Origin of the sequence: Micromonospora sp. CA-244673 (genome assembly GCF_050948395.1) — a bacterium.
Classification (GTDB): domain Bacteria; phylum Actinomycetota; class Actinomycetes; order Mycobacteriales; family Micromonosporaceae; genus Micromonospora.
Genome location: NZ_CP192019.1, coordinates 4,105,718 through 4,123,566, shown reverse-complemented (window position 1 = coordinate 4,123,566; position 17,849 = coordinate 4,105,718). Strand labels below are relative to the sequence as shown.

The 17,849-nt window shown below is 75.6% G+C and carries 15 protein-coding genes; 8 read left to right on the top strand and 7 right to left on the bottom strand.

Going from position 1 to position 17,849, the window contains the following annotated elements; translation table 11 throughout:
- Positions 1 to 15: 15 nt before the first annotated feature.
- A complete protein-coding gene (locus ACQP12_RS19230) occupies positions 16 to 1,242 on the bottom strand; it encodes a PucR family transcriptional regulator (protein WP_433280714.1) in 1,227 nt (408 codons plus the stop codon).
- A 235-nt stretch (positions 1,243 to 1,477) separates the two neighbouring features.
- On the opposite strand from ACQP12_RS19230, the gene ACQP12_RS19225 reads away from it, so the two are divergent.
- The 4 genes from ACQP12_RS19225 to ACQP12_RS19210 all read left to right on the top strand — a co-directional run bounded on the left by ACQP12_RS19225 (position 1,478) and on the right by ACQP12_RS19210 (position 5,687).
- Positions 1,478 to 2,380: a dihydrodipicolinate synthase family protein gene (locus tag ACQP12_RS19225; protein WP_433280712.1), complete on the top strand. Its 903-nt coding sequence runs from the start codon at positions 1,478 to 1,480 to the stop codon at positions 2,378 to 2,380.
- A 161-nt stretch (positions 2,381 to 2,541) separates the two neighbouring features.
- Positions 2,542 to 4,599, top strand: a complete 2,058-nt coding sequence (locus ACQP12_RS19220) for a M6 family metalloprotease domain-containing protein (RefSeq protein WP_433280710.1) — start codon at positions 2,542 to 2,544, stop codon at positions 4,597 to 4,599.
- A 66-nt stretch (positions 4,600 to 4,665) separates the two neighbouring features.
- Positions 4,666 to 5,097, top strand: a complete 432-nt coding sequence (locus tag ACQP12_RS19215) for a hypothetical protein (RefSeq protein WP_433280708.1) — start codon at positions 4,666 to 4,668, stop codon at positions 5,095 to 5,097.
- A complete protein-coding gene (locus ACQP12_RS19210; protein WP_433280706.1) occupies positions 5,094 to 5,687 on the top strand; it encodes a TlpA family protein disulfide reductase in 594 nt (197 codons plus the stop codon). The genes ACQP12_RS19215 and ACQP12_RS19210 overlap by 4 nt, the downstream gene beginning before the upstream one ends.
- A gap of 8 nt (positions 5,688 to 5,695) precedes the next feature.
- On the opposite strand, the gene ACQP12_RS19205 is transcribed toward ACQP12_RS19210, so the two are convergent.
- From ACQP12_RS19205 to ACQP12_RS19195, 3 genes are read right to left on the bottom strand one after another with little or no spacing between them, the layout of a single operon-like run.
- Positions 5,696 to 6,301, bottom strand: coding sequence for a YdeI/OmpD-associated family protein (locus ACQP12_RS19205; protein WP_433280704.1), 606 nt, complete (start codon positions 6,299 to 6,301; stop codon positions 5,696 to 5,698).
- 22 nt (positions 6,302 to 6,323) lie between these two features.
- A complete protein-coding gene (locus ACQP12_RS19200) occupies positions 6,324 to 7,730 on the bottom strand; it encodes a CoA transferase (protein WP_433280702.1) in 1,407 nt (468 codons plus the stop codon).
- A gap of 36 nt (positions 7,731 to 7,766) precedes the next feature.
- Complete coding sequence (locus ACQP12_RS19195; protein WP_433280700.1) at positions 7,767 to 10,079, bottom strand: transglycosylase domain-containing protein; 2,313 nt, start codon at positions 10,077 to 10,079, stop codon at positions 7,767 to 7,769.
- Positions 10,080 to 10,302: 223 nt separating this feature from the next.
- On the opposite strand from ACQP12_RS19195, the gene ACQP12_RS19190 reads away from it, so the two are divergent.
- Positions 10,303 to 11,562: a glycoside hydrolase family 6 protein gene (locus ACQP12_RS19190; RefSeq protein ID WP_433280698.1), complete on the top strand. Its 1,260-nt coding sequence runs from the start codon at positions 10,303 to 10,305 to the stop codon at positions 11,560 to 11,562.
- A 44-nt stretch (positions 11,563 to 11,606) separates the two neighbouring features.
- On the opposite strand, the gene ACQP12_RS19185 is transcribed toward ACQP12_RS19190, so the two are convergent.
- Positions 11,607 to 12,284, bottom strand: a complete 678-nt coding sequence (locus ACQP12_RS19185) for a hypothetical protein (RefSeq protein ID WP_433280696.1) — start codon at positions 12,282 to 12,284, stop codon at positions 11,607 to 11,609.
- A 147-nt stretch (positions 12,285 to 12,431) separates the two neighbouring features.
- Positions 12,432 to 13,751, bottom strand: coding sequence for a hypothetical protein (locus ACQP12_RS19180; RefSeq protein ID WP_433280694.1), 1,320 nt, complete (start codon positions 13,749 to 13,751; stop codon positions 12,432 to 12,434).
- A gap of 155 nt (positions 13,752 to 13,906) precedes the next feature.
- Here ACQP12_RS19180 and ACQP12_RS19175 point away from each other — a divergent pair, with 155 nt between their 5' ends.
- The 3 genes from ACQP12_RS19175 to ACQP12_RS19165 are packed head-to-tail and all read left to right on the top strand — an operon-like array spanning position 13,907 to position 16,813.
- Positions 13,907 to 14,842: a diacylglycerol/lipid kinase family protein gene (locus tag ACQP12_RS19175; RefSeq protein WP_433280692.1), complete on the top strand. Its 936-nt coding sequence runs from the start codon at positions 13,907 to 13,909 to the stop codon at positions 14,840 to 14,842.
- A 44-nt stretch (positions 14,843 to 14,886) separates the two neighbouring features.
- Positions 14,887 to 15,660 carry a nucleotidyltransferase domain-containing protein gene (locus ACQP12_RS19170; RefSeq protein WP_433280689.1) on the top strand — a complete coding sequence of 258 codons (774 nt, stop codon included), beginning with the start codon at positions 14,887 to 14,889 and terminating at the stop codon, positions 15,658 to 15,660.
- Between the two features lie 55 nt (positions 15,661 to 15,715).
- Complete coding sequence (locus tag ACQP12_RS19165) at positions 15,716 to 16,813, top strand: hypothetical protein (RefSeq protein ID WP_433280687.1); 1,098 nt, start codon at positions 15,716 to 15,718, stop codon at positions 16,811 to 16,813.
- 14 nt (positions 16,814 to 16,827) lie between these two features.
- Here ACQP12_RS19165 and ACQP12_RS19160 read toward each other — a convergent pair whose 3' ends face one another.
- Positions 16,828 to 17,691 carry a peptidoglycan-binding domain-containing protein gene (locus tag ACQP12_RS19160; RefSeq protein WP_433280685.1) on the bottom strand — a complete coding sequence of 288 codons (864 nt, stop codon included), beginning with the start codon at positions 17,689 to 17,691 and terminating at the stop codon, positions 16,828 to 16,830.
- Between the last annotated feature and the right edge of the window lie 158 nt (positions 17,692 to 17,849).

The window sequence follows — 17,849 nt, the reverse complement described above, 5'->3', positions numbered from 1 at the left end:
GTCGCCCCGCCCCGGCTACCGGTCCGGCCGGTACCGGCCGGAGAGCCGGCCCAGCTTCAGCGCCAGGTGCAGGCAGAGCCGTTCGTTGCCGTCCTTGAGGTCGGTGCCGGCCAGCAGCTCCACCCGCTGCAGCCGGTAGTACAGCGTCGTCCGGTGCAGCCGCAGCCGCTCGGCGGTGGCGTGGGCGTTACCGGCCAGGTCCAGGTAGGCCTCCAGGGTCTCCAGCAGCACCTGGTGCGCCTCGTCGCCGAGCAGCCGGCCGAGCCCCGGGTGCACCCGCGCGACGTCCAGGTGACCGGCGTCCACCCCGGACAGCAACCGGTAGATGCCCAGGTCGGCCCAGGGCACCACCGGGCCGAGGACGGGCAGTTGCAGCCCCACCCGGGCCGCCTGGAACGCCTCCTGGTACGACAGGAGGCTGTCGTACAGCCGGGGCCGGCCGTCGCCGACGCCGAGCACCGTACGGCTCACCGACGCCAGCCCCCGGGTCGCCGCCCGCAGGGCCTGGTCGAGGTGCGCGGCCGCGTCCTCCGCCGCCACCCGGCCGGTGGCCCGCCCGCCGCAGAGCAGCAGGACCCCGTGGTCGTGGCGCACGAGGTGCAGCGTCTCGCGCGACCCCACCCACTGCCGGGTGGCGACCAGCGCGTGCTCCAGGGCGATCCGGGCCGCGTCGTCGAGCACCTCGTCCCGGGTGACCGCGAGCTGGGCGACCAGCGCCGTGACCTGGCCGTCCCGGGCCACCACGCCCTCGGTCAGCAGCGACCGCACGGCCTCCCGCCGGGCCTCCGGGGACTCGACCAGGAGCGTCCGGGTCGCCTCCGCCTCCCGCTGCGAGGTCAGCTCGCCGAGCAGGTTCTCCCGGTAGAGGGCCAGCGACAGGTCCGGCATGGCCTCGGTCACCACCGAGATGTCCTCGTCGGTCATCCCGTCCACCGCGTCGATGAACCACACGAAGCCCAGCAGCAGGTCCTGGTGCCGGATCGGCACGCAGACGCGGGGGAGCAGGTCAAGGTCGGGGCAGGCCGGGGTACGCACGGGCTGCCGGGCCTCCATGACGCCGATCTCCCGGGCCCAGGCGATCACCTCGGGGGTGGTGTGCCGGCGCAGGATGGAGCTGCGGCGTACCCCGTCGATCACCCCGGTGTGTTCGCTGTAGACGACGACGCGCTGGCGCCGGTCCTCGATGAGGGCCGGACGCTTCACCCGCGCCGCGACCCGGTCGACGATGCGTTGCAGCTCCATGCGCATGCGCTTCCCCCGGACCGGCCCGGGTCCCGGCGGGGTCACCGCACGGCGCGGGCCGAACGTGTGCTGGTAGGACCCTCGGCCTACCTTCCGATGATGTTGGGCCGGCGCGCAATACCCCGCGACAGCCGTACCCTCCGGCGCGACGGGGTTCCGGCATCTGTCGGAAGACCGCCGGCCGGCACGCCCCTAACGTGTGCGGGGCCGGGTCCGCCGAGAAGGGAACACCGTCGTGGCCGCAACCAGGCCCTGGCAGGGCGTCGTCGTCGCCCTCCCCACGCCGTTCCGGAACGACCTCTCCGTCGACTACGACCGGCTCCAGGAGCACGTGCGGTGGCTCGGCGACTCCGGCTGCCGGGGCGTGACCCCGTGCGGCCCGCTGGGGGAGTACCCCGCCCTGTCCGAGGGGGAGCGCGCCGACGTGGTCCGCGCTGCCGTGGAGGCGGCGCCGCCGGGCTGCGCGGTGCTGCCGGCCGTCGGGGGGTACGGCAGCCGGCAGGCGTGCCACTGGGCCGAGCAGGCGCGGGCCGCCGGGGCGGAGGCCGTGCTCGCCCCGCCGCCGGTCGGCTACCCGGGCGGCCCCGCCGAGGTGGTCGCCCACTACCGCGAGGTCGCCGCCGTCGGGCTGCCGGTGGTGGTGTGCCGCGACCCGGCCGAGGCCACCGTGGACCTCACACCGGACCTGCTGGCCCGGATCGCCGAGACCGACGGCGTGGTGGCGGTACGGGAGGACGACGTCCGCCGGCTGCACCGGATCCGGGACCTCTGCCCGCACCTGGACGTGCTGGCCGGCGCCGACGACGTGCTGCTGGAGCTGACCGTGTGCGGCGCGACCGGGTGGCTCGCCGGCTGCCCGAACGCCCTGCCCCGGGTCTGCCTGCGCCTGCACCGGCTCTGCGCGGCCCGCGACCTGGCCGCCGCGCTGCCGCTCTACGCCCGGCTGCACCCGCTGCTCGGCTGGGGCGCCCGCACCGAGGGGGTGCAGGCCGTGAAGCTGGCCATGGGCCTGGCCGGCCGGTACGGCGGCCCGTGCCGGCCGCCCCGGGGCGCGCTGCCGCCCGAGCTGGAGGAGCGGCTGTGCCGGGACCTGCGGCGGGCCGAGCGGGCGGACGCCGGCCCGGTGCCCACGGCGTGACCGTCCTGCACGTGTCGGAAGTCGCCCGTCCACCTGCCGACATCTGCACGGTGACCGCCGCGCCGGCCGGCTCCTAGGGTCGGAATCGGGCGTGATCAATGCGGACGGGTGAGCGCCCCTGAGCACCCCGCCCCCTCCGCCCGGACCTGAGAGGTGACTCGATGCGCCTTCTGCCCTCCAGGCGTGCGGTGTGGCGCCCGGTGCTGGCCGCCGCCGTCACGACCGTCCTGGTCGCGACCGGCTCGGCCGGGCCGGCCTCCGCCGCACCGAACGGCCCGCCGGACGGGCCCGCCCCGTTCCAGCCGCTCGACCCCCAACACTGGCAGAACCCGGACACGATGACCTGGGACGACTACCGGCAGGTGCCGGGCCGGAACTGGGCCGACCCGACCGTGCGCGGGTCGGTCCGCAACTTCAAGATCGCACTGGTCACGCTGGACTACGTGGACCAGCCGTTCGTCATCACCCAGCCGGCCGGCTCGACCGTCTTCGGCAACCCGCAGGCGACCGCCGCGAACGTGCCCCGCAACCAGGTCGCGGGGTTCTACACGGACTTCCTCAACAAGCCGGGTGACCTGAACCGGGGACACACCCTGCACGAGTACTGGATGCAGGACTCCAACGGCCGGTACGGGGTGGACCTCAGCGGGTTCGGCCCGTACGAGATGCCGGCGAAGTCCTACCAGTACGGCATCGACAACAGCTTCAACCCCGGCGCCTGCCCGACCGGGGAGGCGTGCGCCAAGAACATCCGCACCGACGGGCTGGGCGCCTGGCGCGCGGCGGTCGGCGACGCGGTGGCCGACAGCTTCGAGCTGGTCTTCATCCTCTCGGCCGGCCAGGACGAGTCGTCGACCTGGCAGGAGTTCGGCCAGATGATGTTCCAGACCAAGGAGGACGTGCCGGACGCGTGGGGGCCGCCGGACCCCACCCTGCCGAACTACGCGAAGACCCGGTACGTCGAGTGGACCTCGTGGAAGGCCGCCTCGACCATCTGGCCGAACGCCGGCGGCGGCTCGTCGACCCAGGCGGAGAGCTCCGGCCAGGGCGTGTACGCCCACGAGCTGAGCCACCTGCTGAGCATCGGGGACAACTACAACAACCCGTACGGCACGCCGTTGCGCCGCGCGTACACCGGCATCTGGAGCATGATGTCGCGCGGGTCGTTCAACGGGCCGGGCGGGCCGCACACCCGCTGGCAGATCCCGCCGGTCAACGGCGGCTCGATGGGGTCGCTGCACATGCTGCGGGACAAGCTGAAGATCGGGCTGCTCGGTGAGGAGCACGTGCTGCGGCTGTCCCGGGAGGGGCTGGCCACCTCGGGGATGGTGGTCGCCGACGTGACCGCGCGGGCTGTGGACGCCGGGCCCGGCGGGCTGACCGGTCTCAACATCGCGATGAACACCGACCGCGCGCCGGCGTGCAGCGTCACCACCGACCCGCTCTGCGACGGCGGCCGGTACAACAACTACACCGTCGAGGTCGTCGACCGGCTGGGCGCGGACTCGTTCACCCCGGACAACGGCGTGCTGATCAGCAAGACCAAGAACGCCGACAGCGCGCCGTTCGTGTGGGTGGTCGACGCCAACCCGCAGGACATCGACATGGTCGACTTCTACCAGCCGAACGGCACCCCGCAGAAGATCACCATGGGCGACTACCGGCAGCTGTCCGACGCGCTGTTCCACGCCGGGGCCAACTCCGGCAGCGAGTACGAGTACGTGGACGAGGCCAACCGGCTGCACTTCTACGTGCTCAACCTGCGCCGGGACGGCGACGGGGTGCTGTCGTACACGGTGGCCGTGCGGTCCCTGGACGGCGCCGGGCCCAGCGTGCACGGGGTGGCGCTGTCCAAGGGCCACCTGGTGACCCGGGGCAAGCCCACCGGCAAGGGCGCCACCTGCACGTTCGACCTGACCAACACCGGGTCCTACGTGGCCGGCGGGCAGCCGCACCCGGAGGACGCCGGGGCGTACCTGCGCTCCGACGTCTACCGGCTCTCGGCGACCGTCGGTGGTCAGGGCTGGCGGGTGGAGCTGCCGAACGAGCTGGCGACGGCCGAGTTCGGGGCCAGCACCCCGGTGGCGGTCTCGGTCGGCGCCGGCTCCGGGGCGACCGCGACCACCCTGGTGACCCTCACGGCCACCTCGGAGAGCGACCCGAGCCGGACCGTGACCAGCCAGTGCCGGGTCGAACGGCCCCGCGCGCAGCTCGGCTGACCACGAACCGGGGCGGCGCGGCCCGCGTGCCGCGCCGCCCCGGACCACCGACGACCAGGAGGACCGATGCGTCGCCTGCTGGCAGCGCTCGTGCTGCCGTCGCTGCTCACCGGCGCGCTGGCCGCGTGCGGTGACGCCGAGGAGGCCCGGAAGGCGATGACCGTGCGGGTGCTCGTCCGGGACATCAACATCCGGCCGGCGGGCGTCGAGTGCGCCGGCACCGGCCCCTACACGCACTTCCACAACCGGGCGCCGTTCCAGGTGGTCGACACCGGCGGCCGGACGCTCGCCGAGGGGGCGCTGTCGGCGGGCCGGTCGGTGGCGACCTTCGCCGAGGACCTGGAGGTGACGCGCGTGCCGACGTACTGCGAGTTCGCCGTGCCGGTCGACCTGGCCGCGCGGGACGCCTACCGGCTGGTCGTGGACGGCCACCCGCCGGTCGACCTCACCGCGAACGACAGCGAGGGACCGGCGCTGGTCGCGGTGGTGCCGTCGTGACCCGGGGGTACGCCGTCCGCCTCGCCGCCGTCGCGCTGGCGGCGGTGCTCGCGGCGACCGGCTGCACCGGTGGCGGCGAGGCGCCTGCCCGGCCGGCGCCGGTCGCCGGTGGGGCCGCGGCCCTCCCCGGCCCCGCGCCGGCGGGTCTGGCGTTGCGCCCGGCGCCGTCCGGTGCGCCCGGCGCGCCGGCCGTCACCGGCGCGCTCACCGACGGCAGCCCGGTCGCCCTCGCCGACCTGTGGGCCGACCGCCCGGTCGTGCTGGTGTTCTTCACCTCGTGGTGCACGCTCTGCGCCGACCGGCAGGCGGCCCTGAGCGAGCTGGCCCGTCGCCACTCCGACAAGGTCGTCCTCGTCGGGGTGGCCACCGAGGACCGGCCCGAGGACGTCCAGCGCTACCTGCGGGAACACCGCGTCGAGTACCCGGTCGTGCTCGACGCCGACGGCGCGATCTGGCGGTCGTACGCGGTCCGGGAGCCCCCCGCCGTCGTGGTCGTCGCCAAGGGCGGCGCGCTGCTGCGCGGCTGGCCGGGCGGGGTGGACGCCGCCATGCTCGACACCGAGTTGCGCCGGCTCGTGCTCGCGGGCTGACCGGTGGCTCAGTCCGCCGCCGGGGGCCGGCGCTTCTGCGGGTACGGCGTCTCGCCCCGGGCCAGCATGTCCACGAACTCGGCGAGCCGCCGCGCCCGGGTCTCCGCCCGCTTCAGACTGGCGAGCCGGTAGATGATCGACCACCGGTTCTGGGCCGTGAGCACCTCGAACATCGCCCGGGCGCGGTCGTTCCCGGCCAGCGCGGCGACCAGGTCCGCCGGCACCTCGGCGGTGGCCTGCCCGGCGTACGCGGCGTCCCAGCGGCCGTCGGCCCGGGCGCGTTCGACCTCGACGAGCCCCGGCGGCCGCATCCGGCCCTCCTCGACCAGGCGGGCCACGATCCCCACGTTCCGCGCCGACCAGGGGCTGCGTGCCCGGCGCGGGGTGAAGCGCTGCTGGAAGGTGGCCTCGTCCCGGCGCCGCTTCTGGCCGTCGATCCAGCCGTGGCACAGCGCCTCGTCCAGCGCCTGGTCGTAGGTCAGGGTGGTGGGCGTGGTCGTGCCCCGCTTGGCCAGCACCAGCCACACGCCCGCCGGCTCGTCGTGGTGGACGGCGAGCCAGTCCCGCCAGGCGTCCACGTCGGGCACCACCAGCTCCGGCGGTTCCTGCGCCATCGGTCCCTCCTCGTTCCGTCGCTCAGCCGGCCGACCAGACCGCCGGGTCGCTGCCCCACCGCGTCGGCGGGCCGGCCCAGGTACGCCGGCCGCCGGGCAGGGTGAGCGGCGGCAGCGCGTACCGCAGGCGGCCCGCGGGGGCGTCCCGCTCGGCACACCAGGGCTCGGGATCGGGTGGGGCGCCCGCGGGGGCCGACCCGGCCGGCAGGTCGTGCCGCAACCATCCGGCGGTACGCGCCAGCGACAGCTCCGCGGTCCAGGCGCCCCCGTCGTGGACGCGCCGCGCCAGCGCCCGGAGCACCGCCGCGGCGAGTAGGTAGCCGGTGCCGTGGTCGAGGGCCTGGGCGGGCAGCACGCCGGGTGTGCCGTCCGGCCGCCGTTCGATCTCGGCGATGCCGGTGGCGGCCTGCACGAGGCTGTCGAAGCCGCGCCGCCCGGCCCACGGGCCGGTGCCGCCCCACGCCGACAGCCGCGCCACCACCAGGTCGGGGCGGTGCCGGCGCAGCGCCTCGGGGGACAGGCCCCACCGGTCCAGCGCACCCGGCCGGTAGCCGGTGACCACCACGTCGGCGTCGGCGACCAGGGCTTCGAACCGGGTCCGGTCGGCGGGCCGGCCCAGGTCGAGCAGGGTGGAGCGCTTGCCGGCGTCCGTGTCCAGGTGCTGCGGTTCCAGCTCCGGCAGGCCGGGGGAGTCGACGCGCAGCACGTCGGCCCCGAGCAGGGCGAGGAACCGGGTGGCCACCGGTCCGGCGATCACCCGGGTCAGGTCGAGCACGCGTACCCCGGCGGCGGGAAGCCCGGGCGGCGCGGGTGGCGCCGGGCGGGCCGCCGCCGGTGCGTCGGCGTGCAGCCGGACCAGGGGTTCCGCCGCGACGGCCGCGGCCTGCGGGTGGGGGTCCCACTCCTCGGGGCTGCGGGCCGCGACGGCGAGGCCGTGGGCCGCCGTGACCCGCTGTTCGACCTCGACGGCCGGGCGGGCGACGATCCGCTCGCCCACGGCCGCCACCAGCGCCTCGTCGTCGGGGCGCGCCGGGTCCAGGTCGAGCGCGGCCAGCAGCCGCCGCCGGTGGTGCGCGTAGTTGGCGTGGGTACGCACCCAGCCGTCGGCGGTTGGCCAGTAGCGGGACAGCGGGGCGAAGCCGCTGAACCCCCGCCCGTCAACCCGCAGGTGCCGCTCGCTGGTGAAGGAGACCGCCACGGCGCGGCTGTCCACGGTCAGCGGGCCGTCCGTCGCGGCACCGCGCGCCCGGGCCAGCTCCAGGGCGGCCAACCCGGCGGCGGCGACACACGCCACGGCGAGGTCGGTCACCGGCAGCCGGGCCGGCAGCACGCCGTCGGGGCCGGCCGGCCGCACCGCCGCGACGGCGGTCGGATCCCCGCCCAGCGCCGCCCAGGCCGTCCTGATCGCCTCCGTCGTCGAGTTCCCCACGCCGCCGATCATCGCACCGCCGGAGGCGGCCGACGCTCACCGGGGTTTCCGGGTCTTCGACGGCGTCAGGCTGGGCAGCGGGCTGAGCGAGGGGGAGATGGTCGGCGGCGCGGTCGGCCGCTTGCTCGGGGTGGGGCTCGGGCGCGACGGCGTGGGACTGGGCGTCGGCCGGGCGGACGGGGTGGGCGAGGAGGTCGCCGGCGGCGGCGCCGGAGCGGTGGTCTCCGGGGCGTCGTCGGGGAACGCCGGCTCGGCGAACCGGTACTTGTCCGGGTCGAGCTTCAACGCCGCGGTCGCGTTCGTCATGAACTGCCGCCAGATCGGCCCGGGCCCGGTGGAGCCGTAGACCTCGTAGCTGCCGCCCGTCGTCTTGAGCGGCTTGCCGTCGGTGGTGCCCAGCCAGACGGCGGAGGCGAGGGCCCCCGTCCAGCCGACCATCCACGTGTGCACGTTCTGGGTGGTGCTCTGCCCGGCCTGCCAGGTGCCGGTCTTGCCGGCGGAGTCCCAGTCGTTGTCCAGCTTGGCCGCCCTGACCCGGCGCAGCGTCCAGTCGAGCTGGTTGATCGCCTCCTGGTCCAGGCCCAGGTCGGTCGTCTTGAGCTGCTCGCCCCACACCTTCTCGTCGCCCTTGGTCACCGACCGGACGAAGTGCGCGTCGGCCCGCTTGCCGCCGGCCGCGAACGTGGCCATCCCGTTGGCGTGGTCCTGCACGCTGATGCCGTACTGGCCGATGCCGACCTCGGTGGAGAACCGCCGGGCCACCTCGTCGGCGGGCTCGCTCCGCAGGTCCACCCGCTGGGGCTGCGGGTTGCCCTTGACGGTTTCCCACATCGACTCGACCCCGGCCCGCTTCGCCATGTCGATGACCTTCGCGGTGCCGAGCTTCTCGGTCAGCTCGAAGTAGGTGACGTTCAGCGAGGCGACGGTCGCCTCCCAGAGCGCGCAGTTCGGCTGGCAGGGCGCGTGCTCGGCGTTGCGGATCGGGCCGGCCGCGCTGCCCTTGGTCCGCCCCGACTCGGGGAACTCCTTGGTGTCCGGCGAGTCGAACCGCTGCTTCACCGAGATGTCGTTCTCGACGGCGGCGGCCAGGTCGTAGACCTTGAACGACGAGCCCGGGGGATGCTGGCCGAACCCGCGCGCCTGGCCGTTCTCGTCGCGGTACCAGCCGGCGTAGTCGGCGCCGGAACCGCTGTTGCCGCCGTAGTAGCCGAGCACCCGGCCGGTGCCGGGCTCCACGGCGACGAGCGCGGCCTGCCAGTTCTTCGGCTGGCCGCGGACCGCCTCCGGCGCGGTGTCCCGGCGGATGTCGGCGGCGGCCTCCGCGGCGTCCTGCACGCGCTTGTCGATCGTGGTGACGATCTTGTAACCGCCGTCGCGGATCACCTCGTCCGGCTTGCCGCGGAACGGCTCGGTCCCGCGCAGCTCGCTCAGCACGTGGTTGACCACCAGGCCGGTCGGCCGGTCCAGGCCCGAGCGGCCCGCGTTCGGGTCGACGGGCCGCACCGAGTCCGGGTACGCCAGGTTCGCCGCCTGCTCCGAGGTGAGGTAACCGAGCTTCACCATGCCGTCGCGGATGTAGTTCCAGCGGTCGATCGAGTTCTGCTTGGCGAGGGCGTTGCGCCGCGGGTCGTAGCCGGGGGAGCCCTCGGGGTCGGCCGGGTCCGCCTCCGGCTGCTTCACCATGGCGCAGAGCACCATCGCCTCGGCCTGGGTGAGCTGCTGCTGCGGCGGGGCGTCCCGGCGCACCGTCTTGCCGAAGAAGGTCTGCGCGGCCGCCTCGATCCCGTACGCGCCCCGGCCGAACGGGACGGTGTTCAGGTAGAAGCCGAGGATCTCCTCCTTGCTGTAGGTGTCGTCCAGCTTCCAGGCGACCACCGCCTCGCGCAGCTTCCGCGAGTAGGTCACCCCGCGCAGGTCGGCGGCGACCCGCGCGTACTGCTGGGTGAGGGTGGAGGCGCCCTGCCGCTGCCCGCCCGTGACGTTCGCCCAGGCCGCCCGCAGTACGCCCTTGAAGTCCACGCCCTTGTTGGTCCAGAAGGTGCGGTCCTCGGCCGCCACGATGGCCTGCTTGGCCGAGTCGTTCATCTGGTCGTACGGGACGATGGTGCGGTTTTCCGCCCCCAGCTTCGCCATGGGCGTGCGCCCGTCGGCGTAGTAGACGGTGGTCGACTCCGGCAGCTTGAGGTCGGTGGGGGTCGGCACGCTGTCGAAGTAGTAGCCGCCGGCCACCAGGCCCGTGCCCGCCAGCAGCGCGAACACGGCCAGGAAGACCAGCAGGCGGTGCCGCCGGCGCTTCCGCCCCGGTGTGGGGGTCGTGGCACCGTCGTCGTAGTCACCGGTCTGACGCATCCGCACCCGATACCCTCCGACTGCTCGGCCGAATCGTGTCCCTGCCCGGCTCGCAGGCTAGCGGAGCTGCGGCGACGGCACCGGCCTCCGGCGTCATCCGGTGCGGTGGCGGGCAGTCCGACCGGCGCGGGACATTGACAGTCGCGGTTGCGCCGGGCACGCTCGGACGAGCTGCGGGAACGCTCCCATAACCCGTTCCCCCGTCCCCTTCAGGAGCAATGACGTGGCCCTGACTCCCTTCCGGCGGCGCGCCCTGACCGGTGTCGCCGCCGTCGCCGCGACCCTCGCCGCGGCGGTGCCCTTCTCGCCCGCGCCGGCCGGCGCGGAACTCCGCGACGGCGCGCGGTTCTACACCCCCCGACCGGACCACGGGGCGGTGGCCCAGATCGCCCGGCTGACCGCCACGGGGCACCACCGGCAGGCCGCCGCACTGCGCGCCATGATCCGTACGCCCCAGGCGGTCTGGGTCACCGGCGGCTCCGCCGCCACGGTCACCCGGACGGTCAACGCCGAGGTGCGCCGGGCGGCCGGCAAGAAGACCGTGCCCGTGCTCGTGGCCTACAACATCCCGTTCCGCGACTGCGCGCAGTACTCGGCCGGCGGCGCCACCTCGGTGGCCGAGTACGAAGCGTGGATCGACGCGTTCGCCCGGGGCATCGGCGGCCGCGAGGTGGCCGTCATGCTGGAGCCGGACGGCCTGGGCATCATCCCCTGGTACACCACGATCAACGGCAGCCAGGACTGGTGCCGCCCGGCCGAGGCGGACCCGGCGACCGCCGCCGCCGAGCGGTTCGCCATGCTCAACTACGCCGTCGACAAGCTCACCGCGCTGCCTCGCACCAGCGTCTACCTCGACGGCACGCACAGCGCCTGGCTCGGGGTCGGCGACGCCGCCGACCGGCTGGTCAAGGCCGGCGTCGGCCGGGCCGACGGCTTCTTCCTCAACGTCTCCAACTACGAGACCACCGAACGTCAGCTCAAGTACGGCAACTGGATCTCCAAGTGCGTCCACTACGGCACCGCCGGCCCCGAGTGGGCGCGCGGCCACTTCGACTGGTGCGCCAGCCAGTACTACCCGGCCGACCCGGCCGACTTCAGCACCTGGGTCCGCACCGACGCCTGGTACGCCGAGAACGTCGGCGACGTGCCGGCCGACGAGCTCGCCCACTTCGTCGTCGACACCAGCCGCAACGGGCAGGGGCCGTGGACCCCGCCGGCCGGCGTGACCTGGCCGGACCCGCAGACCTGGTGCAACCCGCCGGACCGGGGCCTGGGCCTGCGCCCCACCACGGCCACCGGTGACCCGCTCGCCGACGCGTTCCTCTGGGTGAAGACGCCCGGCCAGTCCGACGGCCAGTGCGACCGGGGCACCGGCACCGGGCGGGACCCGGCGCGCGGCGGCATCGCCGACCCGGCCGCCGGCGCCTGGTTCGGCGAGCAGGCCCTCGAACTGGTGCGGTACGCCAACCCACCGCTGCGCTGACCGACCCGGGCCGGGGCGCTCGACCGCCCCGGCCCGGACCGGGCTCAGCGCAGGGCCCACCCGGTGGACCGGCCGTTGCGGGTCCTGGTGATCCGGCGCGCCGGCCAGCGGCCGTTACCGCCGGACCGGCCGGCCCAGAACGGCGAGAGCCGCCACATCGGGTGGGTGGTGGTGTCGCCCGGTCCCGTGAAGGCCTCCCGGACGGCGTACCCGTGCCGCCGGAACAGGTCCCGGTCGGTCTCGGTGAACACCTCCGCGTACGTCGGCAGGCTCAGGGTGTCCATCCACCGCTGCGCCCCGACGAGCACCGCGGCGGCCCGCCGGGCGGCCGCCGGGCCCGGCGCGGCCAGCAGGGCGAGATGGTTGTGCGCCTCGGCCGGTCGCCGGGCGGCGAGCGCCTCGTCGAGCCGCAGGAAGCGCTCCTCGTCGCGGCCGGCGGCCGCGCCGAGGCGGTCGGCGTACCGGTTCGGCGGCGGAATCGGCCGGTAGCGGTGGAACCAGACGGTCGCCGCCGTGCCGTCCCGGAGCAGGAACGCGTCGCCGAAGAGCATCGCGTGTTCGGTCCAGATCCGGGCCACTGCGGCCAGGACGGCGGTGCGGCGTTGCGGGTCGGGGACGAGCCACGCGGCGAGGGCGGTCGGGGAGAGGGCCTCGGCGACGAGATCGGCGATGCGGCCGATGTCGCACCACCGGGCCCGGACGACGGGTGTGGCTGTGCTCATGAAAACTCCTGGTGACCAGGGTGATCGCGTAGGTGGGAGGGCGCCGGGAGCGGTCCTTGGCTCGGCGCCGGCCGGGTGCGGCCGTGCAACTGGTGCGGAGAAGAGGCCGGGGCGTCGCGCGCACCGGGCGGTGCTACCGCGGCCCGCTCAGGCGGGCCGGGTGCCCGGGCGGGGCGAGCGCGACACCGGCGCCGGGTCGTCGGCCGGGCCCGTGCGGTGGCCGGTGAGCACCGGCGGGGCAAAGGGGGCGGCACCGGCGACGGCCGCCTCGCCGTGGCCGGCGCCCGGCGACCCGGCCGTGCCGCTGCCCGACGGAGCCGGCCGGACCGGGATCGGGTCCAGGTCCGAGCGGGAGGCGTGCGGCCGGGAGGACTCCCCGGAGCCGGCCTGGTCCGGCCGGGCGGCACGGATGGCGTCCGACGGACCGGCGGTCGTGGCCGGGCCGGCGTCCGCCGGATCGGCGTGGACCGGGGGATGGGCCGGAGCTCTCGGGGTGTCCGCGGGCCCGGCCGGTGCGGAACCGTCCGTGGGGCCGGCGGGTGGCGGTGACGTGCCGGGCGGTGCGGTGTCGGGTGGCGGCGTCACCGGTCCGGTGGGCGGGTCCAGCAGGTCGGTCACGGGGGTCAGCGGTTCCAGGACCGGGTCCAGCGGCCCGCGCACCGGCTTCAGGGCGCGCCACACCGGTCCGAGGACCGGACCGAGCGGCCGGGTGACCGGGGCGAGCGCGCCGGCCACCGGGGCGAGCACCCGGCCCCGCACCGGGTCGGTGACCGGGCGGAGCGCGCCGGCGACGGGGGCGAGCACCCCGTTTTGCAGCGGATCGGTGGCGGGGCGGAGCGCCCCGGTCACCGGGTCGAGCACCCGCGCGCGGACCGGGGCCAGGGCCCGGTCGAGCCCGCCGCCGCTGCCCGCGCGCCGCTCCGGCCCGGTCGCGGCGCGCCGCGGATCGGCCGGTCGCCGCGTGTCGTCACGGGCCGCCCCGCCCGACCGCGGCGCGTCGTGCCGGGCGTCCGGGGCGGACCGTCGACCGTGGTGCCGGGCGTCCGGGGCGGACGGTCGGCCGTCGTGCCGGGCGTCCGGGCCCGGCCGCCGGTCGGCCGGTCGCCGTCCGCCGTCGCGGACCGGTCCGGGACGGGTGGCGGCAGCGGCGTGGCGGCCCTCGGGCCGGGTGGCGACCGGCTGGTCCGCCCGTGCGCCGGCGCGGTCGCCCGGAACGGGTCGGGCGCCGGCCGCGGGCGGTGGCCCGGCGGCGCGGGGGGAGTGCGGCGTCACCACGTCGAGGACCGGGCTCAGCGTGTCGCCGAGCAGATCGACGACGGCGGTGAGCGGGGTGGCCGGCGGGCGATCGGCGGCGTGGGCGGCGCTGTCGGTGGCGGCCTCGTGGGCGCCCCAGGCCACCGCGACCCCGCCGAGCAGCAGGCCGAGGCGCAGCGCGACCCGCGTCAGCCGTCCGCCGCGTCGAGTCATCCCGGACACCCCTCCGATCGCCGGGCAGCGCCGGCGATCACCGCCGTACTCTACCGAACGAGGTCGGTCGATCACAGCATGCGTCTGATCGAAATCGGGCGCGTCGCCGGCCCGGCAGGCGTGGGACAGCCGCGGTCGGGGTACCAACGGAAGCCATGAGCACGAGCACCGCCGATCGCCCCGCCACCGACACCGGCGTGCCGCCGGCCGGCGTGGTCGCGGTCGTCGCCCACCGGAAGAAGACCTTCGGCGGCGGCCTCGACGAGCTGCGCGCCAGCCTGGTCTCCGCCGGGGTCGGGCGGCTCCTCTGGTACGAGGTGCCGAAGAGCCGCAAGGCGCCGAAGAAGGTCCGCAAGGCGCTCGACAAGGGCGCGGAGCTGATCCTGGTGTGGGGCGGCGACGGCATGGTGCAGCGCTGCGCCGACACCCTCGCCGGATCGGACGTGCCCATGGGCATCCTGCCCGCCGGCACCGCCAACCTCTTCGCCACCAACCTGGGCATCCCCGCCGACCTGCCCGAGGCGCTCCGGATCGCCCTGCGCGGCCGGCGGCGCGAGCTGGACCTGGGCCGGCTCAACGGGGAGCACTTCGCGGTGATGGCCGGTGCCGGGTTCGACGGCGACCTGATCCGCGACGCCGACCGCCAGCTCAAGGGCCGGCTCGGCCGGATCGCGTACGTCTGGACCGGGCTGCGGCACGTCCGCGGCGAGTGCGTCCGGACCCGGATCAAGGTCGACGGCGCCGACTGGTTCGACGGCGACGCGAGCTGCGTGCTCTTCGGCAACGTCGGCACCATCACCGGCGGCATCCCCGCCTTCGACGACGCCCGGCCCGACGACGGCGCGCTGGAGATCGGCGTCTCCACCGCCAGCGGCGCCGTGGACTGGGCCCGCACGCTGGGCCGGATGGCCGCCGGCCGCTCCGACGAGTCGCCGTTCGTCCGGATCACCCGGGGTCGCAAGGTCAGCGTCCGGTTCGCCGAGCCGAAGACGTACGAGCTGGACGGCGGCGCGCGGGGCACGGCCAAGCGGCTGAAGGTGAAGGCGGTCCCGGGCGCGCTGACCGTCTGCTGCCCCGACCCGCCGGACTGACCCCCGGCCCGCGTCGCCCCGACCCGGACCGGCAGGATGCCGCCATGGACGCAGACGTGCGCCGCTACCTCGACGAGCTGGTCGGGCGTGCCCAGGCCGTGCTGGGCGACGACCTGGTCGGCGCGTACGCGGCCGGCTCGGTGGGGCTGGGCGTGTACCAGCCGGGGCGCAGCGACGTGGACGTGGCCCTCGTGGTGGCCCGGCCGGTCGGCGGGCCGGCGAAGCGGGCGCTCGTGGACCGGCTGCGGCACGAGGCGCTGCCCTGCCCGGCGCGGGGCCTGGAGCTGGTGGTCTACCGGCAGGACGTGGCCGCCTCCGGCACCCCCGAGCCGGGCTTCGAGGTCGAGCTGAACACGGGCGCCACCATGCCGTTCCGGGCCACCTACGACCCGGCCGAGCGGCCCGCCGCCGACGGGCGGTTCTGGTACGCGCTGGACCGCAGCATCCTGCGCCAGTCGGGGCTGGCCCTGCTCGGCCCGCCCGCCGCCGAGGTCTTCGCCGACCCGGGGCCGGCGGAGCTGCGGCGGCTGCTGGTCGAGGCGCTGCGCTGGTGGCTGGCGCTGCCCACCCCGCCCGGCGACGCCCCCGCACCCGGCGCCGAGGACGCCGTGCTCGGCGCCTGCCGCGCGCTGGTCCGCTGCCGCGACGGCGTCTGGCTCGGCAAGGTGGACGCCGGGCGGCGGCTCGAAGCCGACGACCCGGACGCCGAGCTGATCCGCCGGTCGATCGCGGCCCGCCGGGGCGGCCCCCCGCCGGCCGGACCCGAGGCCCGCGCCTTCCAGCAGCGGGTGCTGGACCGGATCGCTGGAACGCGTTGACGCCGCTCGTCGCCCTACTGTAAACAAGGCGTACTGGACAGTCGGGGAGGTCCCCATGCGACGCTCGGTGCTCCTGGCCGCTCTCCTGCTCGTCCTCGCCACCACCGGCCCGGTCGCCGCCGCGCCCCCGTCCCAGCCCGGGCCGCTCGCGGCCACCCCCATCCAGATCTACGGCGCCTGGCACTGCGGCGACGACTTCTGCACCTGGGGCACGGCCCGCACCGCCGCCCAGTTCGACAGCCAGAACCACTGGCTGGTTGACCGGGGCGACGGCCGTCCCTCGGTCAACCTCGTGGTGCTGAGCTTCGTCAACCCGCTCGACCTGCTGCGCCAGACCACCGACGCCACCACCCTCGACGGGGTGCCGCGCGGCATGACCAGCGAGATCGTCCAGTACTTCACCGCCCGCGGCGTCCGGGTGATGCTCTCCGTCGGCGGCATCACCTACACCGACGACTGGGACGCGGCGCTCGCGGAGAACCCCACCCTGCTCGGGCAGCGGGCCGCCGCGGCGGCCACCCGGCTCGGCGTCGGCATCGAGATCGACTACGAGCAGAACACCGGCCCGAACCTGGCCGGCCTCCAGTCCTTCATCGACGCCTACCGGGCGGTCCACCCCTACGACGCCACGGGCGCCCGCCCGCCGGCCCGGCTCACCATCGACGTGGCCGCGGGCGACCGCTGGCTGATCGACCTCAACCGCAAGGCCACCGCCGACTGGCTGCGCGCCGGCGCCCCGGTGCTGGACTACGCCAACGCCATGGTCACCGCCCGGCCCGTCGCGGCCGGCACCGCGCAGGGGAACTGGCAGGAGCACGTCGACGGCAAGCCGCAGTACAACCCGCCGGTGCCCCCGCTCGCCCCGGCGAAGTTCACCGGCGCGGTCTACCTGGCCTACGGCGGCAAGCCGCTGCCCGAGTGCGTCGACCACGCCACCTCCGTGCAGAAGGCCGCCGCCCCGTACGTGCAGAGCGTCGCGCCGCACGGCGCGGGCAGCACGGCCGGGATGCTGGGCTTCATGTTCTGGGCGGCGGAACGCCCGGCCACCCGGGGCATCGGCACCGTGCCGCCGAACACCTGCGAGGGCGGCGCGGGCGCCGGGGCGACGGCGCTCGCCGTGCCGGTGCCGATGCCGGCGCTGCGGCAGGGCTGACCGGTCCCGCCCGGTCAGTAGGTGATCCGCACGCCCATCTGCCCCCAGGTGAGTCGGCCGACGACGCCGTCGTCGGCGAGCCCGCGCATCCGCTGGTACCAGCGGACCCCGTCCTCCGTACGCGGGTCGAAGTCGACCCCGGCCGGGCCGCACCGGCGGGTGCCGATGAACCGCTTGACGAACGCCACATCCTCGCCCGTGCTGCCCCGCTTCAGCGTGCGGCACCCGGGCGCCCGTCCCGGCTGCGGCTGCGGCTGCGGTCGGGCGGTGGCCTGCCGCAGGGCGGCCAGGGTGGCCGGGCCGACGATCCCGTCCACGGTCAGCTTCCGGGCCTGCTGGAACGCGCGGGCCCAGGCGGTGGTGCGCGGGCCGAAGGCGCCGTCCACGGTGAGCCGGGCGTTCAGGCGGTTGGCCAGGGTCTGCAACTCGCGGACGTCGCTGCCCCGGCACCCGTTCTTCAGCACCCGGTCGCCCAGCCGGGTCGCCACCGCGGTGGCGATCCCCCACGGCCGCTGGCTGTCCTCCAGCGACCGCTGGTGGCTGACGCTGACGTGCAGGTGCTTCTGGTGCGGGTTGCTGCCGGTGTACCGGGCGGCCGAGAAGCCGCGGGTCCGGCTCCAGATCGTCCGGTTCCAGATCACGTACTGGCAGGACGGGTGGGTGATGGCGTGCCGCACCACCAGCAGCGGGTCGATGCCGTCGACGTCCACGTCGAGGGCGTTGACCGAGGCGTCGTCGCCGTCCGGGTTGTGGTCCGAGCGGCGTGCCTGGTGCGCGGCGTCGCCGATCCAGCCGTCCGAGCTGTGGTCCCGGTGCGGCCACCGGGTGTTGATCTCCTCGCGCAGCACCCGCAGCGCGGGTGCCAGGTGAGCGCTCACGTCACTGCTCCTCTTCCGCGGCGAGGTCGTACTCGATCTCGTCGCCGATCAGGGCCTCCGGGTCGTCGTCCTCCTCGAAGACGGTCACCTGGTAGTCGGGGTCGATGGTCGACGTGTCCATCACGGTGCCTCCGCTTCCTGCTCGGGCCGGCGTCGCG

Coding starts and splice junctions, on each gene's coding strand:
- ACQP12_RS19230 (WP_433280714.1), bottom strand. CDS start 1,242: ATGGAGCTGCAACGCATCGTCGACCGGGTCGCGGCGCGGGTGAAGCGT.
- ACQP12_RS19220 (WP_433280710.1), top strand. CDS start 2,542: ATGCGCCTTCTGCCCTCCAGGCGTGCGGTGTGGCGCCCGGTGCTGGCC.
- ACQP12_RS19215 (WP_433280708.1), top strand. CDS start 4,666: ATGCGTCGCCTGCTGGCAGCGCTCGTGCTGCCGTCGCTGCTCACCGGC.
- ACQP12_RS19205 (WP_433280704.1), bottom strand. CDS start 6,301: ATGGCGCAGGAACCGCCGGAGCTGGTGGTGCCCGACGTGGACGCCTGG.
- ACQP12_RS19195 (WP_433280700.1), bottom strand. CDS start 10,079: ATGCGTCAGACCGGTGACTACGACGACGGTGCCACGACCCCCACACCG.
- ACQP12_RS19185 (WP_433280696.1), bottom strand. CDS start 12,284: ATGAGCACAGCCACACCCGTCGTCCGGGCCCGGTGGTGCGACATCGGC.
- ACQP12_RS19180 (WP_433280694.1), bottom strand. CDS start 13,751: ATGACTCGACGCGGCGGACGGCTGACGCGGGTCGCGCTGCGCCTCGGC.
- ACQP12_RS19175 (WP_433280692.1), top strand. CDS start 13,907: ATGAGCACGAGCACCGCCGATCGCCCCGCCACCGACACCGGCGTGCCG.
- ACQP12_RS19170 (WP_433280689.1), top strand. CDS start 14,887: ATGGACGCAGACGTGCGCCGCTACCTCGACGAGCTGGTCGGGCGTGCC.
- ACQP12_RS19165 (WP_433280687.1), top strand. CDS start 15,716: ATGCGACGCTCGGTGCTCCTGGCCGCTCTCCTGCTCGTCCTCGCCACC.